Raw genomic sequence first — 17172 nt, forward strand, 5'->3', positions numbered from 1 at the left:
CGCTGTGCCCGACTGCCCGGGGCGGCGCATCGGGATGCGCGCGCCGCGATTGCGCACTTGGACTCCGTCCGCGGAGATGGCCCGGAACGGGGTGCTTGGATGGCCCGAGTTTGCGCAGTCGGATCAAGGAGGATCGATGCAGGGTCACACAGCACCGTTCAACAGGAGGGCGTTCCTGGCGGCAGGAGGTGGCGCCATGGGCGCTGCGGCGTTCGCGGGTGCGGCCTGGAGGTCGACGAGCGCGCAGGCGGCGTCATCCGGCCGCAGGTCGCCCAACGTGGTGCTCGTGCTCGCCGACGACCTGGGTTACGGCACGCTCGGCTCGTACGGGCAACAACAGATCAAGACCCCCGTCCTCGACAAATTGGCGGCCGAAGGGGTGCGCTACACCGACTTCTACGCCGGCGCCGCCGTCTGCGCGCCGTCGCGCTGCACGCTGCTGACGGGCATGCACACGGGCCACGCCACCGTCCGGCAGAACCCCACCACCTCGGTCGACGACCCGTTCCTGCCGGACGAGGTCACCTTCGGTCACCTCCTCCAGTCACGGGGCTACACCACGGCGCTGTTCGGCAAGTGGGGCTTCTCGCCGGATGCGCCTGGCCACCACGGCCACCCGAATCTCCAGGGCTTCGACGAGTTCTTCGGCTACCTGACCCACATCCACGCGCACCAGTACTACCCGACCTATCTCTGGCACAACCAGACCCGGGTCGAGATCCCCGAGAACTACAACGGCGCCAACGGCGCCTACGCGCCGGATCTGGTGACCGATCGGACTCTCGAGTTCATCGACGCCAACAGGGACAAGCCGTTCATGGTGCTGGTCTCCACGAACATCCCCCACTCCCCGCAACAGGTGCCGGACTACGGGCCCTACGCGAACGAACCGTGGGGGGAGGGCGAGAAGGCTCACGCCGCCCAGATCACCCGCATGGACGGCCACGTCGGTCAGATCGTCGCGAAGCTCGAGCAGCACGGTATCACCGACGACACCATCGTGATCTTCCTCTCCGACAACGGTCCCCATGAGGAGGCCTCGCACGCGGGCATCCCGCTCAACCCTGATTTCTTCGACGAGAACGGGCCGCTGCGCGGCTACAAGCGCAACCTTCACGAAGGCGGCATCCGGACACCGGCCATCATCTGGGCGCCCGGCTACATGGGCAGCAACGCCGGTAGCGAGGTCTCACAGCCGCTGGCGTTCTGGGACATCCTGCCGACGCTCGCCGACCTCGCCGGTGCCCCGGTTCCGCCGTTCATCGACGGCGGCTCCATCCGCAGCACGTTCGACGCCTCCACGTCGAGCAGCAGCGACTACGGGAGGCCGCTCCGGGAGCGGCCCCTGTACTGGTGGCGGGTCGAGCCCTATGCCACCTCGCGCGCCAACGCGGCAGAGGGCGGCTCCGTCACCCGGGCCGCCGAGGCGGTGCGGCACGGCGACTGGAAGGCGATCCGGTTCGCACCGGCCAAGGACCGCACCGTCGCCGACGACCAGTGGGACTTCCGCCTCTACCACCTGGCCACCGACCTCGGCGAAAATGTCAACGTCGCCGCCGAGAACCCGTCGCTCGCGGTCTCCATGCTCGCCCTGATGAAGCAGGAATGGACCGAGCCCACCGTGGCACGGGAGAAGTGGAGCGTCAATGGCCTCGTCATCGACCCGCCGGCCTACCTACCGCCGGGCGAGACGGCGCAGGTAGCGGTCCGTTTCGACAACCACGGCGAGAAGCCGTACACCCGCGTTGAGCTGCACCTGGAGGCCCCTGCCGGCTGGACGGTGCAGGCGCCGCGACGCAGCCGGGCGGCGATCCACCCGGGCGGCAGCCGGGAGTTCGTCTTCCAGGTGACGGTCCCTGCGGCGGCCTCTGGCGCGCAGCAACTGACCGCCTCCGCGAAGCACCTCGTCGGCCACCGTGAGGTGGCGACGGCGACGGCGACGGCCAGCGTTGTGGCCTCCACGCCGCCGCTGGAGGATCCGGTGCGCGTGCCCACCACGGGCTGGACGTTCACGGCGAGTTCCTCCACAGACCTCTCCGGGAACGGCCGGGGCGGGCGCCCTGAGCACGCCTTCGACGGCAACACCGACACCTTCTGGCACAGCCAGTGGACGCCGTCGCACGCCGCGCCGCCCCACTGGATCCAGGCCCAGGCGCCGACCGCCGTCACGGTGGCCCAGGTGCGGTTCCTGCTCCGCAGCGACACGGAGCGTCCCCGGACGCTGGACGTGAAGGTCTCCGGGGACGGCACCAACTGGACCACCGTCGCCACCCAGGAGTACGCGATCGGCGGAAGCGCGGGGTCGACGTGGAGCACGATCACCTTCGCGCCCGGGACGGCCACCCACGTCCGGCTCGAGACGCCCGGCACCTACGAGGCCAGCGGCCAGCACTTCGTGGTGCGCGAGATCGAGTTCTGGCGCTGAGTGCCCGAGCATTTGAGAAGGATTGAGATCGACATGTTGTTGAAGAAGCACCGCATCGCCTCCATGATCACCGCCGCGGCCCTCTCCGTGGGCGGCGTGACCCTCAGCGGTCAGTTCGCCCACAGCGACCCGGCCGTGGTGGTGCCCGCCGGCGCCATCGAACTGCAGGACTACGACTTCAAGGTCCGCCTGCACCCCGATTTCCCCCAGGTGGTGGACTACCGCCTCGGCGACGACCAGTTGGCCGGCCGCCTCGGAGCGGCACTCACGACCGTCGAGGTCAACGGCGCCGGCCAGCCCGTGACCGTTGCGGACCCCGTCGTGGCGCACGACAGGAGGAGCGCGTCCTATGCCCTGTCTTTCCCCAACCTGACCGGCGTCTCGTTGACGGTGGTGGCGGAGATTTCTGGCCAGAGGCTGCGGTTCACGCTCACGGACCTGGAAGATCCCGGGGCCGTGGTCAAGAGTCTCCGCATCCCCAACCACGACCTGGTGACGCTCGACGGCTCCGACCCGGCCGCCCAGTTGACCACCGCACGCGTGGCGGTGGAGGGCCGGGCCGGCGGAGACACCTACGAGAAGCTGACCGACGCTGCTCCTGGAGCGGTAGCCGGCTCGTGGCTCGCGCTGGCGCACGAGTCGAACCTGGCGGCAGCCTTCGGGACCAACGCCACCGGCGCCGATGCGAACAGCCGCTGGGAACGCCGGATCCGGTCCGGCGATACCCAACCGCTGGGATCGCTGTGGGCGGGCACGTGGTCAGGCATCGGCCAGGGCGGCGCAGACCCGTACGTCGAGGTCGAGCTCGCCAGGGACGCCAACGGTGACGGCGCCGTCGACTGGCAGGACGCGGGTGTTGCCGCCGGGCGGGTGCTGGACTTCGGCAACGGTGCGGAGGAGGTGGCCGATGAGGTCATCGTCCGCGCCCCGTCCGGCGCCGCCGCCGACATCCGTGCAGCCACCCGGCGGCTCTCGGCCGCCACCGAGAACCTCGGCCAGCGCGTCGTGCTGACCGGGGTGGCGGCGCCAGATCCCGCCACCACCGACGACCTCACCGCCCTCTCTGACGAGGGTGTGTCGCTGAACACCACCTTCGGCTACGACGTCAGCGCGGCGACCCCCGTCCCGGGCCTGGCAGCGGGCTACCAGGAGTTGTGGGATTCTGGCCCGCTCAACGTGGACACGCTCTCCTTCGACGAGGCACTCGACGATCCTGCCGCGCAGTTGCTGAACGCCGCCCTCCAGGAGCAGGGCTGGGTGGTCGCCACACGTCCCACCGTCAACCCGGGCAGGGACTCCGACGTCATCCGCTTCGTGTTCAACGGCCTGCGTGACGGCTGGGACGACGACCCGATCCTGGGCGCGGCACAGGAGGTCGCCGAGGGTGACGCCGGCTTCATGTCGGCGGTGTGGGAGACCAACCTGCCGGCCAAGTTCCTGCAGCGCTCCGCCCTCACCAGGCGCACCGGTGCCGAGGCTGCGTTCGCCAACGGTACCGTCGCCACCGCCACCGAGGTGCGTTTCGACGGCGCCACCGTCGCCAAGGATGGCGCCTACCTGCTGCCCTGGCACGACGGCGGCGCGGAGTGGACCGACGTGGGTCCGGACCGGCTCTACCACTACAACCCCGCCGGTGGCACCACCACCTGGCAGCTGACGGATGCGTGGCTCAACCAACCCTCCCTGACCCTGTTCAGGCTGACGGACGAGGGCCGCGCGAAGGTGGGCACCGTGACGCCCACCGGCGGACAGCTCGCCATCGTGGCGCAGCCCGCCACCGCCTACGTCCTGTTCCCGGCCTCCGAGGCGCCGGCGGGCGAGAGCCTGCCCCCGGCCGGCTTCACCGTCGCGAACACCTCGGCGAAGGTGGGCGCGGCCGTGACCATCACGGTGCAGACCACAGACCCCGAGGGGGGACCACTCATCTATGCGGCGCAGGGACTTCCCGAGGGTCTGGCCATGGACCCCTCCACCGGGGTCATCTCCGGCACTCCGACGAAGGCCGGCACGTACACCGTGAGCGTGACGGCGCGCGACGCCGCAGGGCTCACGGCCACGGCCGGCTTCACCATCACCGTGTCGCCGAAGGCCGTCCCGACGCCGCCCACCAGCCCGTCGCCCGAGCCCACGCCCACGTCGACCACCCCCGCGAAGTTCGTGCGGACCGCGCCCTACACCCTGGCCGGGCTGCACAAGGGGATCAACGGCCGCGACTGGAACACCGTGTGCGAACCGTATTCGCAGGCGGAGCGCTGCCGCACGGAGATCTGGGCGACGGTGGTCAAGGTCGAGAACGGCGCGTTCGTCCGGAAGTCGGGGTGGGCGTTCAACAACTTGACGTATCTGCCGTTCATGACGCGGGAGGCCTGGAAGGGCAACCCGCTGGGCGATCCGGGCTCCACCACCAAGGGGCTGTTCACCTCCGGCGGCCGCCAGTGGCGGACCGAGTGTGACACTGCCGCCACGGGCAGGGGCGCGTGTCGTTCCTACACGACGACGACGGTGTATGCCGCAACCGCAAAGGCTGCGGGTGGGTACACCTTCTCGCAGAGTAACCAGTGGGTGTTCAACAACATCGTGATGTTCGGAGGCCCCGAGAAGCGCGGCTGACCCTCACCTGAGCCGGGCGCGCCCGCGTGCGGCATGAGCTTGCTTCACTGCTCGGTTTGTTGCCGTCCTCGGCGCCACATCCAGCACTGAAATCGGGCCCTGCCAGGATCGCCGGGTCCCTCCGCTGGGCCGCGTCTGCTCGCGCCTCACGAACTGAGCCCACACGCTGAGCATTTGCCCGCGCCTTCGGTTGTCCACTGGCGCTTCCCGAGCCGGGCACTAGGGTGGATTGTCCCCTCCAACCCGGCACCGAGAGGTCCTGCATGTCCGAGATCACGTCGTATTCCCCCGGATCAGGCGAGCGCGTACAGCCGCGCGCGCGCATCGCGTCGACGGCGGGTGAGCTCGACCTCAGCGGCACCTGGAGGTTCCACTTCGCCGCCCGCCCGGACCTGGCGCCGGAGGGGGCAGCGGCGGTCGACTTCGACGACTCGGGCTGGGACAGCATCGCGGTGCCCTCGCACTGGGTGCTGCAGGGGCGCGAGGAGTGGGGCAGGCCGGCCTACACCAATATCAATTACCCCTTCCCGGTGGACCCGCCGTTCGTGCCCGACGAGAACCCCACCGGCGACTACCGCACCACGTTCGAGCTCGAGGGGGACTTCGGCGAAAGGGTCCACCTCCGCTTCGACGGCGTCGAGTCGCTGGCGATCGTGTCGCTGAACGGGGTCGAGGTGGGCGTCGTGCGTGGCAGCCGCCTGACCCAGGAACTCGACGTCACGCAACAGGCCCGGCCGGGCGTCAACGTACTGCACGTGCGCGTGCACCAGTGGTCCGCCGCCAGCTACCTGGAGGATCAGGACCAGTGGTGGCTGCCCGGCATCTTCCGCCCGGTCGCCGTGCTCGCGCGTCCTGCGGCGGGGATCGACGACGTGTGGCTCCGGGCCGACTTCGACCCCGCCACCGGTCATGGCCGCCTCCTCCCAGAGCTGCGGGCCGCCGACGCGGCCTACCCGATCACCGTGCGCGTCGCGGCGCTGGGGGTGGAGACCACCTTCGCATCGGCCCGGGACGTGGCCGTCATCGAGGTGGGCGAGGTGGCCCCCTGGAGTGCCGACCGCCCCACCCTGTACGACGCCGAGGTCGCCAACGACGCCGAGACCCGCAGCCTCCGCGTCGGCTTCCGCCGCATCGAGATCGTCGGGCACGAGTGGCGCGTCAACGGACGCAAGCTCCGGCTGCGCGGCGTCAACCGCCACGACTACGACCCGGACCACGGCCGCGTCTTCGACGAGGACGCCGTACGCGACCAGTTCCGCCTCATGAAGCGGCACAACATCAACGCGCTGCGCACCGCGCATTACCCACCGCACCCGCGGCTGCTGGACCTGGCCGACGAGATCGGCCTGTGGGTGATCGCGGAGAATGACCTGGAGACGCACGGCTTCGAAATGGACGGGTGGGTCGACAACCCCACCGACGACCCACGGTGGCGTGCTGCACTCCTCGACCGCATCGAGCGGTTCTTCGAGCGCGACAAGAACCACCCGTCGATCATCGCCTGGTCGTTGGGCAACGAGTCCTGGACCGGCCAGAACGCCGCGGCGATGGCGTCGTGGCTCCGCCGTCGGGATCCTGAGCGCCCCGTGCACTATGAGCCCGACTTCGAGGGTCGCTACACCGATGTCGTCTCTCGGATGTACCCCTCGCTCGAAGAGATGGAGGACCTGTCCGCGGGCCTCGGACACAACAGGTTCGGCTCGCCGGGGCGAGCCGCGGCGCTCGCCGCGAGGCCGATGATCCTGTGCGAATACGCCCACGCCATGGGCAACGGGGCGGGCGGGTTGGCGGATTACGAGGAGCTGTTCGACAAGCTCCCGCAGTGGCACGGTGGCTTCGTCTGGGAGTGGCGCGACCACGGTCTGCGCACCCGCACCGCTGACGGGCAGGAGTTCTTCGGCTACGGCGGCGACTTCGGCGAGCCCCTCCACGACGGCTCGTTCGTGACCGACGGCATGCTGCTCTCCGACGGCACCCCCAGCCCGATGCTCGCCGAGTACGCGGCCGTCATCACACCCATCAAGCTGCACGTCACCGCAGGCGAGGCGTGGATCGAGAACCGCCGCCACGCCGGCGACACTGCGGACCTGCGGTTCGTCTGGCGCGACGAACTCGACGGGCGCCAGATCGGCTCCGGCGAGCTGAAGGTCGACGCGCTCGCCCCGGGCGCCCTCGCGGTCGTTTCGTTGCCCGGCTTCGAGCCGCGCGACGGTGAACTGTGGCGCACAGTCGAGGCCGTGTTGGCGGGCGACAACGGGTGGGCGGGGGAGGGGCACGTGGTCAGCCGGGGCCAGGTCCTGCTGGCAGACGCACCCCCCGCCCTGCGCCCGCTCGTCTCCGCCGAACTCCCCCTCGTCGAGGACGGTGTGCTGACGCTGGGTCCCGGGCGCTTCGACGCGCGCACCGGCGACCTCATGTCCATCGGTGGCCGCGCCGTGGTGGGCCCACGCCTCGAGCTGTGGCGCGCCCCCACCGAGAACGACCGGCTGGACGGCTTCTATTCCTATGCGGAGGAGGAGCCCGCCGTCGCGCGGCATGTCGTCGCGGACCGGCCCGCCTGGGAGAAGCAGTGGCGCGCAGCCGGTCTGGACAGGCTGCAGCGGCGCGTCGTCGCCGTGCGCACCGCGCCGGGGTCGGTGACCATGCTGCACCGCTACGCCCCGGCGGCGACGCAACGGGCGGTCACTGTCGAACTGGTCTGGACGTTGGACGACCACGGCCTCCGCTTGGATGCCTCCGCCCTGCCGACGGCGGGCTGGACGGGCGGTTGGCCCCGCGTGGGCCTGCACTTCACCCTCCCCGAGGGGCTGGGGCGAGCTGAGTGGTTCGGCACCGGCCCGGCGGAGAACTATGCCGATTCCCACGCGGCGGCCTATGTCGGACGGTTCGACTCGGCGATCGAGGACCTCGTCGTCGACTACGCGGTCCCGCAGGAGAGCGGCCATCGCAGCGACCTGCGGGAACTGACGCTGCCGGAGCTGGGGATGACCGTCTCCGCGGAACCGGTGGCGGGCGAGCTGCCCGGCTTCACCCTGCGGGCGCACGACGTCCACCAGGTCACGGCTGCCACGCATCCCCACGAGCTGGCCCCGTCGGCGGGTACCCATCTATACCTGGACGCGCAGCAGCAGGGCCTCGGCGGCCGGTCGTGTGGGCCCGACGTCCGACCCGAGTACCAGCTGCGCCCGCGCGCCGCGCAGTGGGCGTTGCGCTTCCACCTCTGACGCTCCGCAGGGCGACACCTGGGTCTGTGCGGGGAGCGCCCGCACAGACCCGGAGCGTTTCGGACACCCCCGATTTGGACGTGTCCCGGAGGCGTGCTTAAATAGTCAGGTTGCTCCGCGAGGAGTTCGGTGGCGTGTCTGCGCTGCGGGACATCTCTGGAACGGAGTCGGGCAGCTGGATCCATCACTGGGTCCGGGCGGCGCAAATCAATGAGGTTCACCCTCCTGGGAGGGCCGCTTGAGTTGAGACGAAATGGCCGACACTCCCGGCCGCGTGGTACGGAGTGACAAGGGGTTTTACCCCGCAGGAACTTGAAATTTCCAAAGGGCAAGAGAAGTTAGGAACGACTGTGGCTGGACAAAAGATCCGCATCAGGCTGCGGGCGTATGACCATGAGGTCATCGACAGCTCGGCGCGCAAGATCGTCGACACCGTGACTCGCACGGGTGCGAAGGTGGCCGGCCCGGTGCCGCTGCCGACGGAGAAGAACGTGTACTGCGTCATCCGTTCGCCCCACAAGTACAAGGACAGCCGTGAGCATTTCGAAATGCGCACGCATAAGCGTCTGATCGACATCCTCGATCCCACGCCGAAGACAGTCGATTCGCTGATGCGTCTTGACCTGCCTGCGGGTGTCGACATCGAGATCAAGCTTCCGTGAGGTCTGCTGAAATGAGTGAACGAATCGTGAAGGGCATCCTGGGCACCAAGCTCGGCATGACCCAGCTGTGGGACGAGAACAACAAGGTCGTCCCCGTGACCGTGATCCAGGCCGGCCCTTGCGTCGTGACCCAGGTTCGCACCCCCGAGGTTGACGGCTACAACGCCGTGCAGCTCGGCTTCGGCGCCATCAAGGCCAAGCACGTGACCAAGCCTGCCGCTGGCCACTTCGCCAAGGCTGATGTGACGCCCCGCAAGCATCTGCTGGAGATCCGCACCGCCGACGCGTCGGAGTTCGAGCTCGGTCAGGAACTGACCGCTGAACTCTTCGCCGACGGCGAGTTCATCGATGTCACCGGCACCACCAAGGGCAAGGGCACCGCGGGCGTCATGAAGCGCCACGGCTTCTCCGGCCTCAAGGCCTCTCACGGCGTGCACCGCAAGCACCGTGCCCCCGGCTCCATCGGTGGCTGCGCCACCCCCGGCCGTGTCTTCAAGGGCACCCGCATGATGGGCCGCATGGGCAACGCCAAGGTGACCGTGCAGAACCTGAAGATCCACGCCGTCGACGCGGAACGTGGCCTGCTCATCGTGCGCGGCGCCATCCCCGGTAACAACGGGTCCCTCGTCGTCGTCCGCACCGCAGCTAGGAAGGGTGACGCAGCATGAGCGATCTGACCATCGACGTCATGGACGCCAAGGGCAAGAAGGCCGGTAAGGCCGACCTCCCCGCCGCGCTGTTCGACGCGAACACCAACATTCCCCTGATCCACCAGGTCGTCGTGGCCCAGCTGGCCGCGGCCCGTCAGGGCACGCACGACACCAAGACCCGCGGCGAGGTTCGCGGCGGTGGCGCAAAGCCCTGGCGTCAGAAGGGCACCGGTCGTGCCCGCCACGGCTCGCGTCGCTCCCCGATCTGGACCGGCGGTGGCGTTGTCCACGGCCCCACGCCGCGCAGCTACGCCCAGCGCACCAACAAGAAGATGATTGCGGCCGCCCTCCGTGGCGCCCTGTCGGACCGCGCCCGTGACGGCGAGGTCTACGTCATCTCCGAGATCGCCGGTGACAAGCCGTCGACGAAGGTGGCACTCGCAGGCCTGACCAAGGTCGCCGGCGACATCCGCAAGGCGCTCGTCGTCCTGGACCGCTTCGAGGACAACGCCTGGCTGAGCCTGCGCAACGTCCCGTCGCTGCACCTGATCGCGGTTGACCAGCTCAACACCTACGACGTGCTGGCCAACGACAAGATCGTGTTCACCTCCGCCGCTCTTGCCGCGTTCGTCGCGGACAAGAACGAGGACTACGCGGTGGCAGAGCCCGTCGCTGAGGAAGCCGCTGTCGAAGAGGCGCCCAAGGCGAAGAAGGCCAAGAAGGCCGACAACACTGAGGAGAAGGACAAGTGACGACAGCGCTGAAGATCCGTGATCACCGCGACGTCATCCTGCGTCCCGTGGTGAGCGAGAAGAGCTACAACCTGCTCGACGACGGCAAGTACACCTTTGTCGTCTCGCCCGACGCGAACAAGACCGAGATCAAGATCGCCATTGAGGCCATCTTCGGTGTCAAGGTCGTGTCCGTGAACACCCTCAACCGTCAGGGCAAGCGTCGTCGCACCCGCTACGGCACCGGAAAGCTCGCCGACACCAAGCGCGCGATCGTCACCGTTGCCGAGGGTCAGAGCATCGACATCTTCGCCGGGCCGGTTGGCTGACCGGAACTAGAGAAGGAACTGAAACTTCATGGGTATCCGTAAGTACAAGCCGACTACGCCGGGCCGTCGCGGCTCGAGTGTGTCCGATTTCGTCGAGCTCACCCGCTCCACGCCGGAGAAGTCGCTCCTCGTCGCCAAGCCGAAGACCGGTGGTCGTAACAACTCCGGTCGTATCACCACCCGTCACATCGGTGGTGGACACAAGCAGGCCTACCGCCTGATCGACTTCAAGCGCTACGACAAGGACGGCGTACCGGCCAAGGTCGCTCACATCGAGTACGACCCCAACCGCACCGCTCGCATCGCGCTGCTGCACTACGCCGACGGCGAGAAGCGCTACATCATCGCGCCGGCCGGCCTGAAGCAGGGCGTCGTCATCTCCGCTGGGGATGGCTCCGACATCAAGCCGGGCAACAACCTGGAGCTGCGTCAGATCCCCGTCGGCACCACGGTGCACGCGGTGGAGATGCGTCCCGGTGGTGGCGCCAAGCTGGGCCGTTCCGCCGGTTCCGCCATCCAGTTGGTCGCCCGTGAAGGCAAGTACGCCACGCTGCGTATGCCGTCGGGTGAAATGCGCATGGTCGATGTCCGCTGCCGCGCCACCATCGGCGCGGTCGGCAACGCCGAGCAGTCCAACATCGACTGGGGCAAGGCAGGCCGCAAGCGTTGGAAGGGCGTCCGCCCGACCGTCCGCGGTGTTGTCATGAACCCGCACGACCACCCGCATGGTGGCGGCGAAGGCCGCACGTCCGGTGGCCGTCACCCGGTTTCGCCGTGGGGCAAGCCTGAAGGCCGCACCCGCAGCAAGAACAAGGCGAGCAACCGCCTGATCGTCCGCCGTCGCAAGACCGGTAAGAAGCGCTGATAGGGAGCCTGAAGAAATATGCCACGCAGCCTGAAGAAGGGCCCCTTCGTCGACGACCACCTGCAGAAGAAGGTGGACGTTCAGAACGAGAAGGGCACCAAGAACGTCATCAAGACCTGGTCGCGCCGTTCGATGATCATTCCCGACATGCTCGGGCACACCATCGCGGTGCACGACGGCCGTAAGCACGTCCCGGTGTTCGTCACCGAGTCCATGATCGGTCACAAGCTGGGCGAGTTCGCTCCGACGCGTACCTTCAGGGGTCACGTGAAGGACGACAAGAAGGCCCGTCGCCGCTGAGGCGCGAGATAAGGAACTGATTCAACAATGAGCAACGAAAACGGCAACAGCCGTCGTCGCGAGAACCTGCTCGGGGATCGTCCTGGCTCGTTCGCCATCGCGCGGCACGTCCGGATGAGCCCCACGAAGGTCCGTCGCGTCGTCAACCTGGTACGCGGCATGGACGTCAAGGACGCCCTCGTCGCCCTCAAGTTCGCCCCGCAGGCCGCTTCCGAGCCGGTCTTCAAGGTTGTGGCTTCGGCCGTGGCCAACGCGGAGTCGGCTGAGGCCCTGCGGTCTGACGACCTGTACATCTCCAAAGCATTCGTCGACGAGGGCGTCACCCTCCGGCGGATCCGCCCCCGCGCCAAGGGTTCGGCCAGCCGCATCCTCAAGCGTGGATCGCATATCACCGTGGTTGTCGAACCCCGCGAGACGAAGGGAGCCTGAGTCATGGGCCAGAAGATCAACCCGCATGGCTTCCGCCTGGGCATCACCACCGACCACAAGACCCGTTGGTACAGCGACAAGCAGTACGCGGAGCTCGTGGGCGAGGATGTCAAGATCCGCGAGTTCCTGACGAAGAACCTCGAGCGCGCCGGCATCTCGTCGATCGAGATCGAGCGTCGTTCCGAGCGCGTGACCATCTTCCTGCACGCCGCCCGTCCGGGCATCGTCATCGGCCGTAACGGCGCCGAGGCGGAGAAGACGCGCGCTGAGCTCGAGAAGATGACCGGCAAGCAGATCCAGCTGAACATCCTCGAGGTCAAGAACCCCGAGATCGATGCGCAGCTCGTCGCCCAGGGTGTCGCCGAACAGCTCGGCGCCCGTGTCGCCTTCCGTCGCGCCATGCGTCGTGCCCAGCAGACCGCCATGCGTGCGGGCGCCAAGGGTATCCGCATCAAGTGCTCCGGTCGTCTCGGTGGCGCTGAAATGTCCCGCTCCGAGGGTTACCGCGACGGCCAGGTGCCGCTGCACACCCTCCGCGCAGACATCGACTACGGCTTCTACGAGGCCCGCACCCAGTTCGGCCGTATCGGCGTGAAGGTGTGGATCTACAAGGGCGACGTCGCCGGCACCCGCGCCGAGCGCGCCGCTCAGAAGGCTGCCCGTCAGGCCGCCCCCGCTGGCCGTCAGCAGCGTCCGGGCCGTCGCCCGGCACGCGGCGAAGGTCGCGGTGACCGTCCCGAGCGCGGCGGTCGCCGTCGCGCCGACGCAGCCCAGGCTGAGGCTGCGCCCGCAACTGAGAACGCAGGAGCCTGAGCATGCTGATTCCTCGTCGCGTCAAGTTCCGTAAGCAGCACCACCCCAAGCGGAGCGGTGCATCCAAGGGCGGCACCAAGCTCGCCTTCGGTGACTTCGGCATTCAGGCGCTCGAACCCTCGTACCTGACCAACCGTCAGATCGAGGCCGCTCGTATCGCCATGACCCGTCACATCAAGCGTGGCGGTAAGGTCTGGATCAATGTGTACCCGGACCGCCCCCTGACCAAGAAGCCGGCCGAAACCCGCATGGGTTCCGGCAAGGGTTCCCCCGAGTGGTGGATCGCCAACATCAAGCCCGGTCGGGTCATCTTCGAACTCTCCGGTGTTACTGAAGATGTCGCCCGCGAGGCCATGCGTCTGGCCATCCACAAGCTGCCCTTCAAGGCACGCTTCATCAAGCGCGAAGCAGGTGACAACTGATGAGTAAGTCTCTCGCCGCACACGACCTGCGTGGTCTGTCGCGTGACCAGCTCAACGCCAAGGTAGTTGAGCTCAAGGAGGAACTGTTCGGTCTTCGGTTCCAGGCGGCCACCGGCCAGCTGGAGTCGAGCAGCCGGCTGCGCAACGTCCGCAAGGACATCGCCCGCATCTACACCGTGCTGCAGGAACGCAACCTCGGCATCGTGGACGAGCCCGCTGAGGAGAAGTGACCATGACTGATTCCACCACCCCCTCCGAGACCCCTGTGGTCGAGGACCGTAACCGCCGCAAGGTGCTCACCGGCATCGTCGCCTCCGACAAGATGGACAAGACCATCGTCGTCGTCGTCGAAGATCGCGTGAAGCACCCGCTGTACGGCAAGGTCATGAACAAGACCTCCCGTCTGAAGGCCCATGACGAGAACAACGAAGCCGGTATCGGCGACCGCGTCCGCGTCATGGAGACCCGCCCGTTGTCGGCGCAGAAGCGCTGGCGTCTGGTTGAGATCATCGAGCGCGCCAAGTAAGGCACCGTTCGCATACATTGGCCCGCCCCCTCACGGGGGCGGGCCAATGCGTTGTTCGGGGTCAGTGAGTGGGCAACTTCCAGGACGTGCCGGCGTTGGGGCCGCGCCTGACGGCACGCACCTCCGCGATGGTCTTGATCACCAGGAGTGCGCTGAGCGCCAGGAGCGGGAGAGGGGGAAGCCCCGAAGGCAGTCCGTTGAGCTGTTCCTGCACGGTGCCGAACACCATGACCATCCAGCACACGATGATGGCGAAGTGCAGCATGACCACTCGGCGCACCGCGAAGCCATGGGCCTGCGACAGAGTGGTGGGGCGCTCGTCGCGCAGGTACCAGGTGAGGGTCTCGACGGCGTAGCGCACCACCAGCAGTACGAACGGCCCCACGAACATGGCCAGCGTGAGTTCGACACCGCTCCAGACGGCCAGGATGCCGCTGAAGACGCCGTGGATGAAGGTGCCCAGCAGCAGCCGGATGGAGATGTTCACCTTCGCACTGCCGTCGCCATCTGGGGCGCCGGTCACGCGGGCCATGCGGACGATCGCCACCAGCGTGATGATCAGGTTCTCGATCCAGAGCAGCAGGAAGATGTTGCCGGCCGGCCAGCCGAAGGCGAGCACCCCGACGAGTTGCACAGCCGAGTTGATGACCGCCAGCCCTATCGCTGGTAGATACGGTGAATTCACCGGCTCCACTATGCCGGGGGACGGGTTCAGTCCTTGTTGCGGCTACCGAGGAGGCCGCCGAACAGGGCGCCGACGATGGCGATCACGATCGCTCCCCAGAAGGCGGGCCAGAAGCCGTCGACCTGGAATCCCAGGCCGAGGAGGCGCGCCAGCCACGAGGTGAGCATCAGCATGAGCGCGTTGATGACGAGCAGGGCGAGGCCGAGGGTCAGCACGATGAAACAGGTGCCCAGCCCCTTCACGAGGGGCGCGACGATGCCGTTGACCAGCCCGAAGACGATCGCAACGCCCAGCAGCGTGAGCACCTTGTCCGTGAGGGTGGGTGAAGACAGCGTGATTCCGGGCACCAGCCAGACCGCGATGGCGGTGGCGAGTGCGGTGACGATGAGCCTGCCGATGAACTGCATGTCTCAAGCCTGCCACGGCGCGTGGTGCGCGTCTGGGGTTCGCACCCTGATCAACCCCTGATCTGCGCGCATCCGTCAGCGTCCGGTGGAGGGGAGACCCGGCCGGGTGCGGGTGACTGCAGGGAACGGGCTGTGGGTGGTCTGCGTGGCAGATCCCGACGGCGGGGCTGCGAGCGGCGTGGGCTGCGGGGAGGGCGGCGCCGAAGGTGTCGGCGAAGGTGCCGGTGAAGGCGTCGGTGAAGGCGTCGGTGACGGAGTCGGGGACGGGCTGGGGGAGGGCAGTTCGGGGGTGGGCCGTGGTGCCGGGGTGACGAGGATGGTCTGTTCCGGGACGCCCAACGGATGCCGGCTGGTGCCCACAGTGGCGGTCCCGTGCCTGATGGTCACCGTCGCCTCCGCTGAGTAGCAGCCCGGCGTCGTCGGCGTAGAGCGCGCCAACCCGTCAAGTGATTCCCCTGTCCATGCCGTGTCTTCGTACTCGACGAGGGTGGCGGCATCCGTCCAGTCGACGGCCTCGCAGGAGTCCCCGGCCGCCGTCCGGACGGCGGCCACGGGGCCGGCGATCCTCCCGGAGACGCTGACGCTGAGGGGCTCATCACTGCCGGGTACCTCCAGGCCGGGAGGGATGCCGCCGAGGTCGATCCGGTCCGCCAGTACCGTGCCGACCTCCGCGGGTTCCCGCGCCCCGTCGGCGGTCAGCACTGACGTGACGCTCGGGTTCAGCACCACGCTGGTCTCCGGCAGCTGTGGCCAGGCAGGGGGAGCGGGTGGCACCACCGTCGGCCGCGCGTCCAGGGATTCCGCCCAGGTGTAGTAGCCGGCCTCTGGGAAGCGGAGCTCGGTGGTGGCCACCTCCGCGTCGCCATGGGCGTCGTATCTGCCGGAGAACGTTGCGGTGTCCACCAGGGGCGCGTCCGAGCGCGAGGACGTCTTCAGTTCTGCCAGGGAGGCGAACGGCCCGTACAGCGCGCTGGTGCCGGTGAACTCCGCACCTGGCCGGCCCTTCGTCAGGGTGATGATGTCAACCGCCGGTGCCCCGCTGTGCGCGATGACGTCGCGGGTCCTGGTGGTGAGCGTGGGGTGGAAGACCTCTGGCTTCAATTCCACGCTCACGGAGTCGTTCAGTTTGACCAGGTCCGGAGCGGCGAGCAGGCGCTGCACGGTGGCCGGTTGGGGGAGGTACAGCTTTGGTCGGGCGCCGGGCAGACCCCGCACCTGGACCGACAACGTGCCCCGCACCGTGGACTCCTCGGGGGACGGGAGGGAAACCCGCACGTGGGCGCCGCCGCCCTCCCCAGTGGACGTGGGAGCCTCGACGATCTGAAGGTTGCCGCTTCCCGCGACGCTGAACGCACGATGCGGGACCGCCACCCCAGCCGCGCTCCGGACCGCCACGATCACGTGCCCCGTGGGGGACTTGCGCGATGGCCGGACCTGCCAGTTGAACTCCAGAGTGTAGGGGCCGGCATAGAGCCGTGCCTCTCTCTCGAGCCGGTCGAACTGGGCCCGCGCACCCGGGTGCGCCGTGACGACGGCGCCCCAGCGTTGCTCCTCGCGGGCCTGCTGGTGTGCGCCGTCGATGGTCCGTAGCCGCACGAAGTGCTCCACCGCCGCACCGATATCGGGCGCGGGTTGCTGTCCGGTGGCCATGAGGACCCAGGCCAGTTCGGCCAACTCACGGTCGGTGGCCGCGGCGCTGCCGTTGCCGTGAGTGCCGTGGCTGGCCCGGTTCTGCTTGCGGAGGACGTAGCCTGCCGGGGCCTGTACCCAGGACGAGGCGTTGCGGGGACCGTCCGCCATGAGGTCCGCGCAGTAGGCCGTCTGCCTGTCCACGTGGTAGGCGCCGTACCAGTTGGTGCCGGTGCCCGAAAGGGCCACCATGTGACCCGAATCGGTGAGGTGGCCGTCCTGCGGACGGGCGGAGGCGGTGGGGATCATGAGCGCGAAGGTGAACAGCGCGATCAGGGCGGTACAGAGCGGACGCCACGTCATTGTTTCTCCAAGGGGGATGGGGTCTGGCACCACCACTGTGGTCAAACCGTCCACGGGATCACCACGCGTTGCCGACCCTGTGGACAACCCGTTTTCGGTCAG

17 protein-coding genes are annotated in these 17172 nt (G+C 68.3%); 14 read left to right on the forward strand and 3 right to left on the reverse strand.

What is annotated here, in order from left to right:
* The first annotated feature begins 136 nt into the window (after nt 1–136).
* From H5393_RS02655 to rpsQ, 14 genes are all read left to right on the forward strand, one after another.
* A complete protein-coding gene (locus tag H5393_RS02655; RefSeq protein WP_182765405.1) occupies nt 137–2425 on the forward strand; it encodes a sulfatase-like hydrolase/transferase in 2289 nt (762 codons plus the stop codon).
* Between the two features lie 33 nt (nt 2426–2458).
* Nucleotides 2459–5035, forward strand: coding sequence for a glycoside hydrolase family 101 beta sandwich domain-containing protein (locus H5393_RS02660; RefSeq protein WP_182765406.1), 2577 nt, complete (start codon nt 2459–2461; stop codon nt 5033–5035).
* Nucleotides 5036–5298: 263 nt separating this feature from the next.
* Nucleotides 5299–8259, forward strand: coding sequence for a glycoside hydrolase family 2 TIM barrel-domain containing protein (locus tag H5393_RS02665; RefSeq protein WP_182765407.1), 2961 nt, complete (start codon nt 5299–5301; stop codon nt 8257–8259).
* Nucleotides 8260–8609: 350 nt separating this feature from the next.
* Entirely contained in the window at nt 8610–8921 is a 312-nt protein-coding gene (rpsJ, locus tag H5393_RS02670) for a 30S ribosomal protein S10 (protein ID WP_040284687.1), read from the forward strand.
* 11 nt (nt 8922–8932) lie between these two features.
* Nucleotides 8933–9589, forward strand: a complete 657-nt coding sequence (rplC, locus tag H5393_RS02675) for a 50S ribosomal protein L3 (protein WP_076060674.1) — start codon at nt 8933–8935, stop codon at nt 9587–9589.
* Entirely contained in the window at nt 9586–10323 is a 738-nt protein-coding gene (rplD, locus tag H5393_RS02680; protein ID WP_076060672.1) for a 50S ribosomal protein L4, read from the forward strand. Before rplC ends, rplD begins: the two co-directional genes overlap by 4 nt.
* Nucleotides 10320–10631: a 50S ribosomal protein L23 gene (gene rplW, locus H5393_RS02685; RefSeq protein ID WP_182763784.1), complete on the forward strand. Its 312-nt coding sequence runs from the start codon at nt 10320–10322 to the stop codon at nt 10629–10631. The genes rplD and rplW overlap by 4 nt, the downstream gene beginning before the upstream one ends.
* A gap of 28 nt (nt 10632–10659) precedes the next feature.
* A complete protein-coding gene (gene rplB / locus H5393_RS02690; RefSeq protein ID WP_182763783.1) occupies nt 10660–11496 on the forward strand; it encodes a 50S ribosomal protein L2 in 837 nt (278 codons plus the stop codon).
* An 18-nt stretch (nt 11497–11514) separates the two neighbouring features.
* A complete protein-coding gene (gene rpsS, locus H5393_RS02695; protein WP_076060668.1) occupies nt 11515–11796 on the forward strand; it encodes a 30S ribosomal protein S19 in 282 nt (93 codons plus the stop codon).
* Between the two features lie 27 nt (nt 11797–11823).
* On the forward strand, nt 11824–12225 hold the full coding sequence (gene rplV / locus H5393_RS02700; RefSeq protein WP_076060665.1) for a 50S ribosomal protein L22: 402 nt from the start codon (nt 11824–11826) through the stop codon (nt 12223–12225).
* Nucleotides 12226–12228: 3 nt separating this feature from the next.
* Nucleotides 12229–13038 (forward strand): 30S ribosomal protein S3, encoded by an 810-nt coding sequence (gene rpsC, locus H5393_RS02705; protein ID WP_076060663.1) that lies wholly within the window; start codon nt 12229–12231, stop codon nt 13036–13038.
* Nucleotides 13039–13040: 2 nt separating this feature from the next.
* Nucleotides 13041–13460, forward strand: a complete 420-nt coding sequence (gene rplP, locus H5393_RS02710; RefSeq protein WP_076060661.1) for a 50S ribosomal protein L16 — start codon at nt 13041–13043, stop codon at nt 13458–13460.
* Complete coding sequence (gene rpmC / locus H5393_RS02715; protein WP_076060659.1) at nt 13460–13690, forward strand: 50S ribosomal protein L29; 231 nt, start codon at nt 13460–13462, stop codon at nt 13688–13690. Before rplP ends, rpmC begins: the two co-directional genes overlap by 1 nt.
* Nucleotides 13691–13692: 2 nt before the next feature.
* Nucleotides 13693–13986 carry a 30S ribosomal protein S17 gene (gene rpsQ / locus H5393_RS02720; RefSeq protein WP_076060656.1) on the forward strand — a complete coding sequence of 98 codons (294 nt, stop codon included), beginning with the start codon at nt 13693–13695 and terminating at the stop codon, nt 13984–13986.
* 61 nt (nt 13987–14047) lie between these two features.
* Here the strand turns inward: rpsQ and H5393_RS02725 are convergent, their stop codons facing one another.
* From H5393_RS02725 to H5393_RS02735, 3 genes are all read right to left on the reverse strand, one after another.
* Nucleotides 14048–14671, reverse strand: coding sequence for a DUF6498-containing protein (locus H5393_RS02725; protein WP_182765408.1), 624 nt, complete (start codon nt 14669–14671; stop codon nt 14048–14050).
* A 26-nt stretch (nt 14672–14697) separates the two neighbouring features.
* Nucleotides 14698–15078 carry a phage holin family protein gene (locus H5393_RS02730; RefSeq protein WP_076060654.1) on the reverse strand — a complete coding sequence of 127 codons (381 nt, stop codon included), beginning with the start codon at nt 15076–15078 and terminating at the stop codon, nt 14698–14700.
* A gap of 75 nt (nt 15079–15153) precedes the next feature.
* Nucleotides 15154–17070: a hypothetical protein gene (locus tag H5393_RS02735; RefSeq protein WP_182765409.1), complete on the reverse strand. Its 1917-nt coding sequence runs from the start codon at nt 17068–17070 to the stop codon at nt 15154–15156.
* Nucleotides 17071–17172: the final 102 nt, after the last annotated feature.

Source organism: Tessaracoccus sp. MC1756 (assembly GCF_014164735.1).
Taxonomy (GTDB): domain Bacteria; phylum Actinomycetota; class Actinomycetes; order Propionibacteriales; family Propionibacteriaceae; genus Arachnia.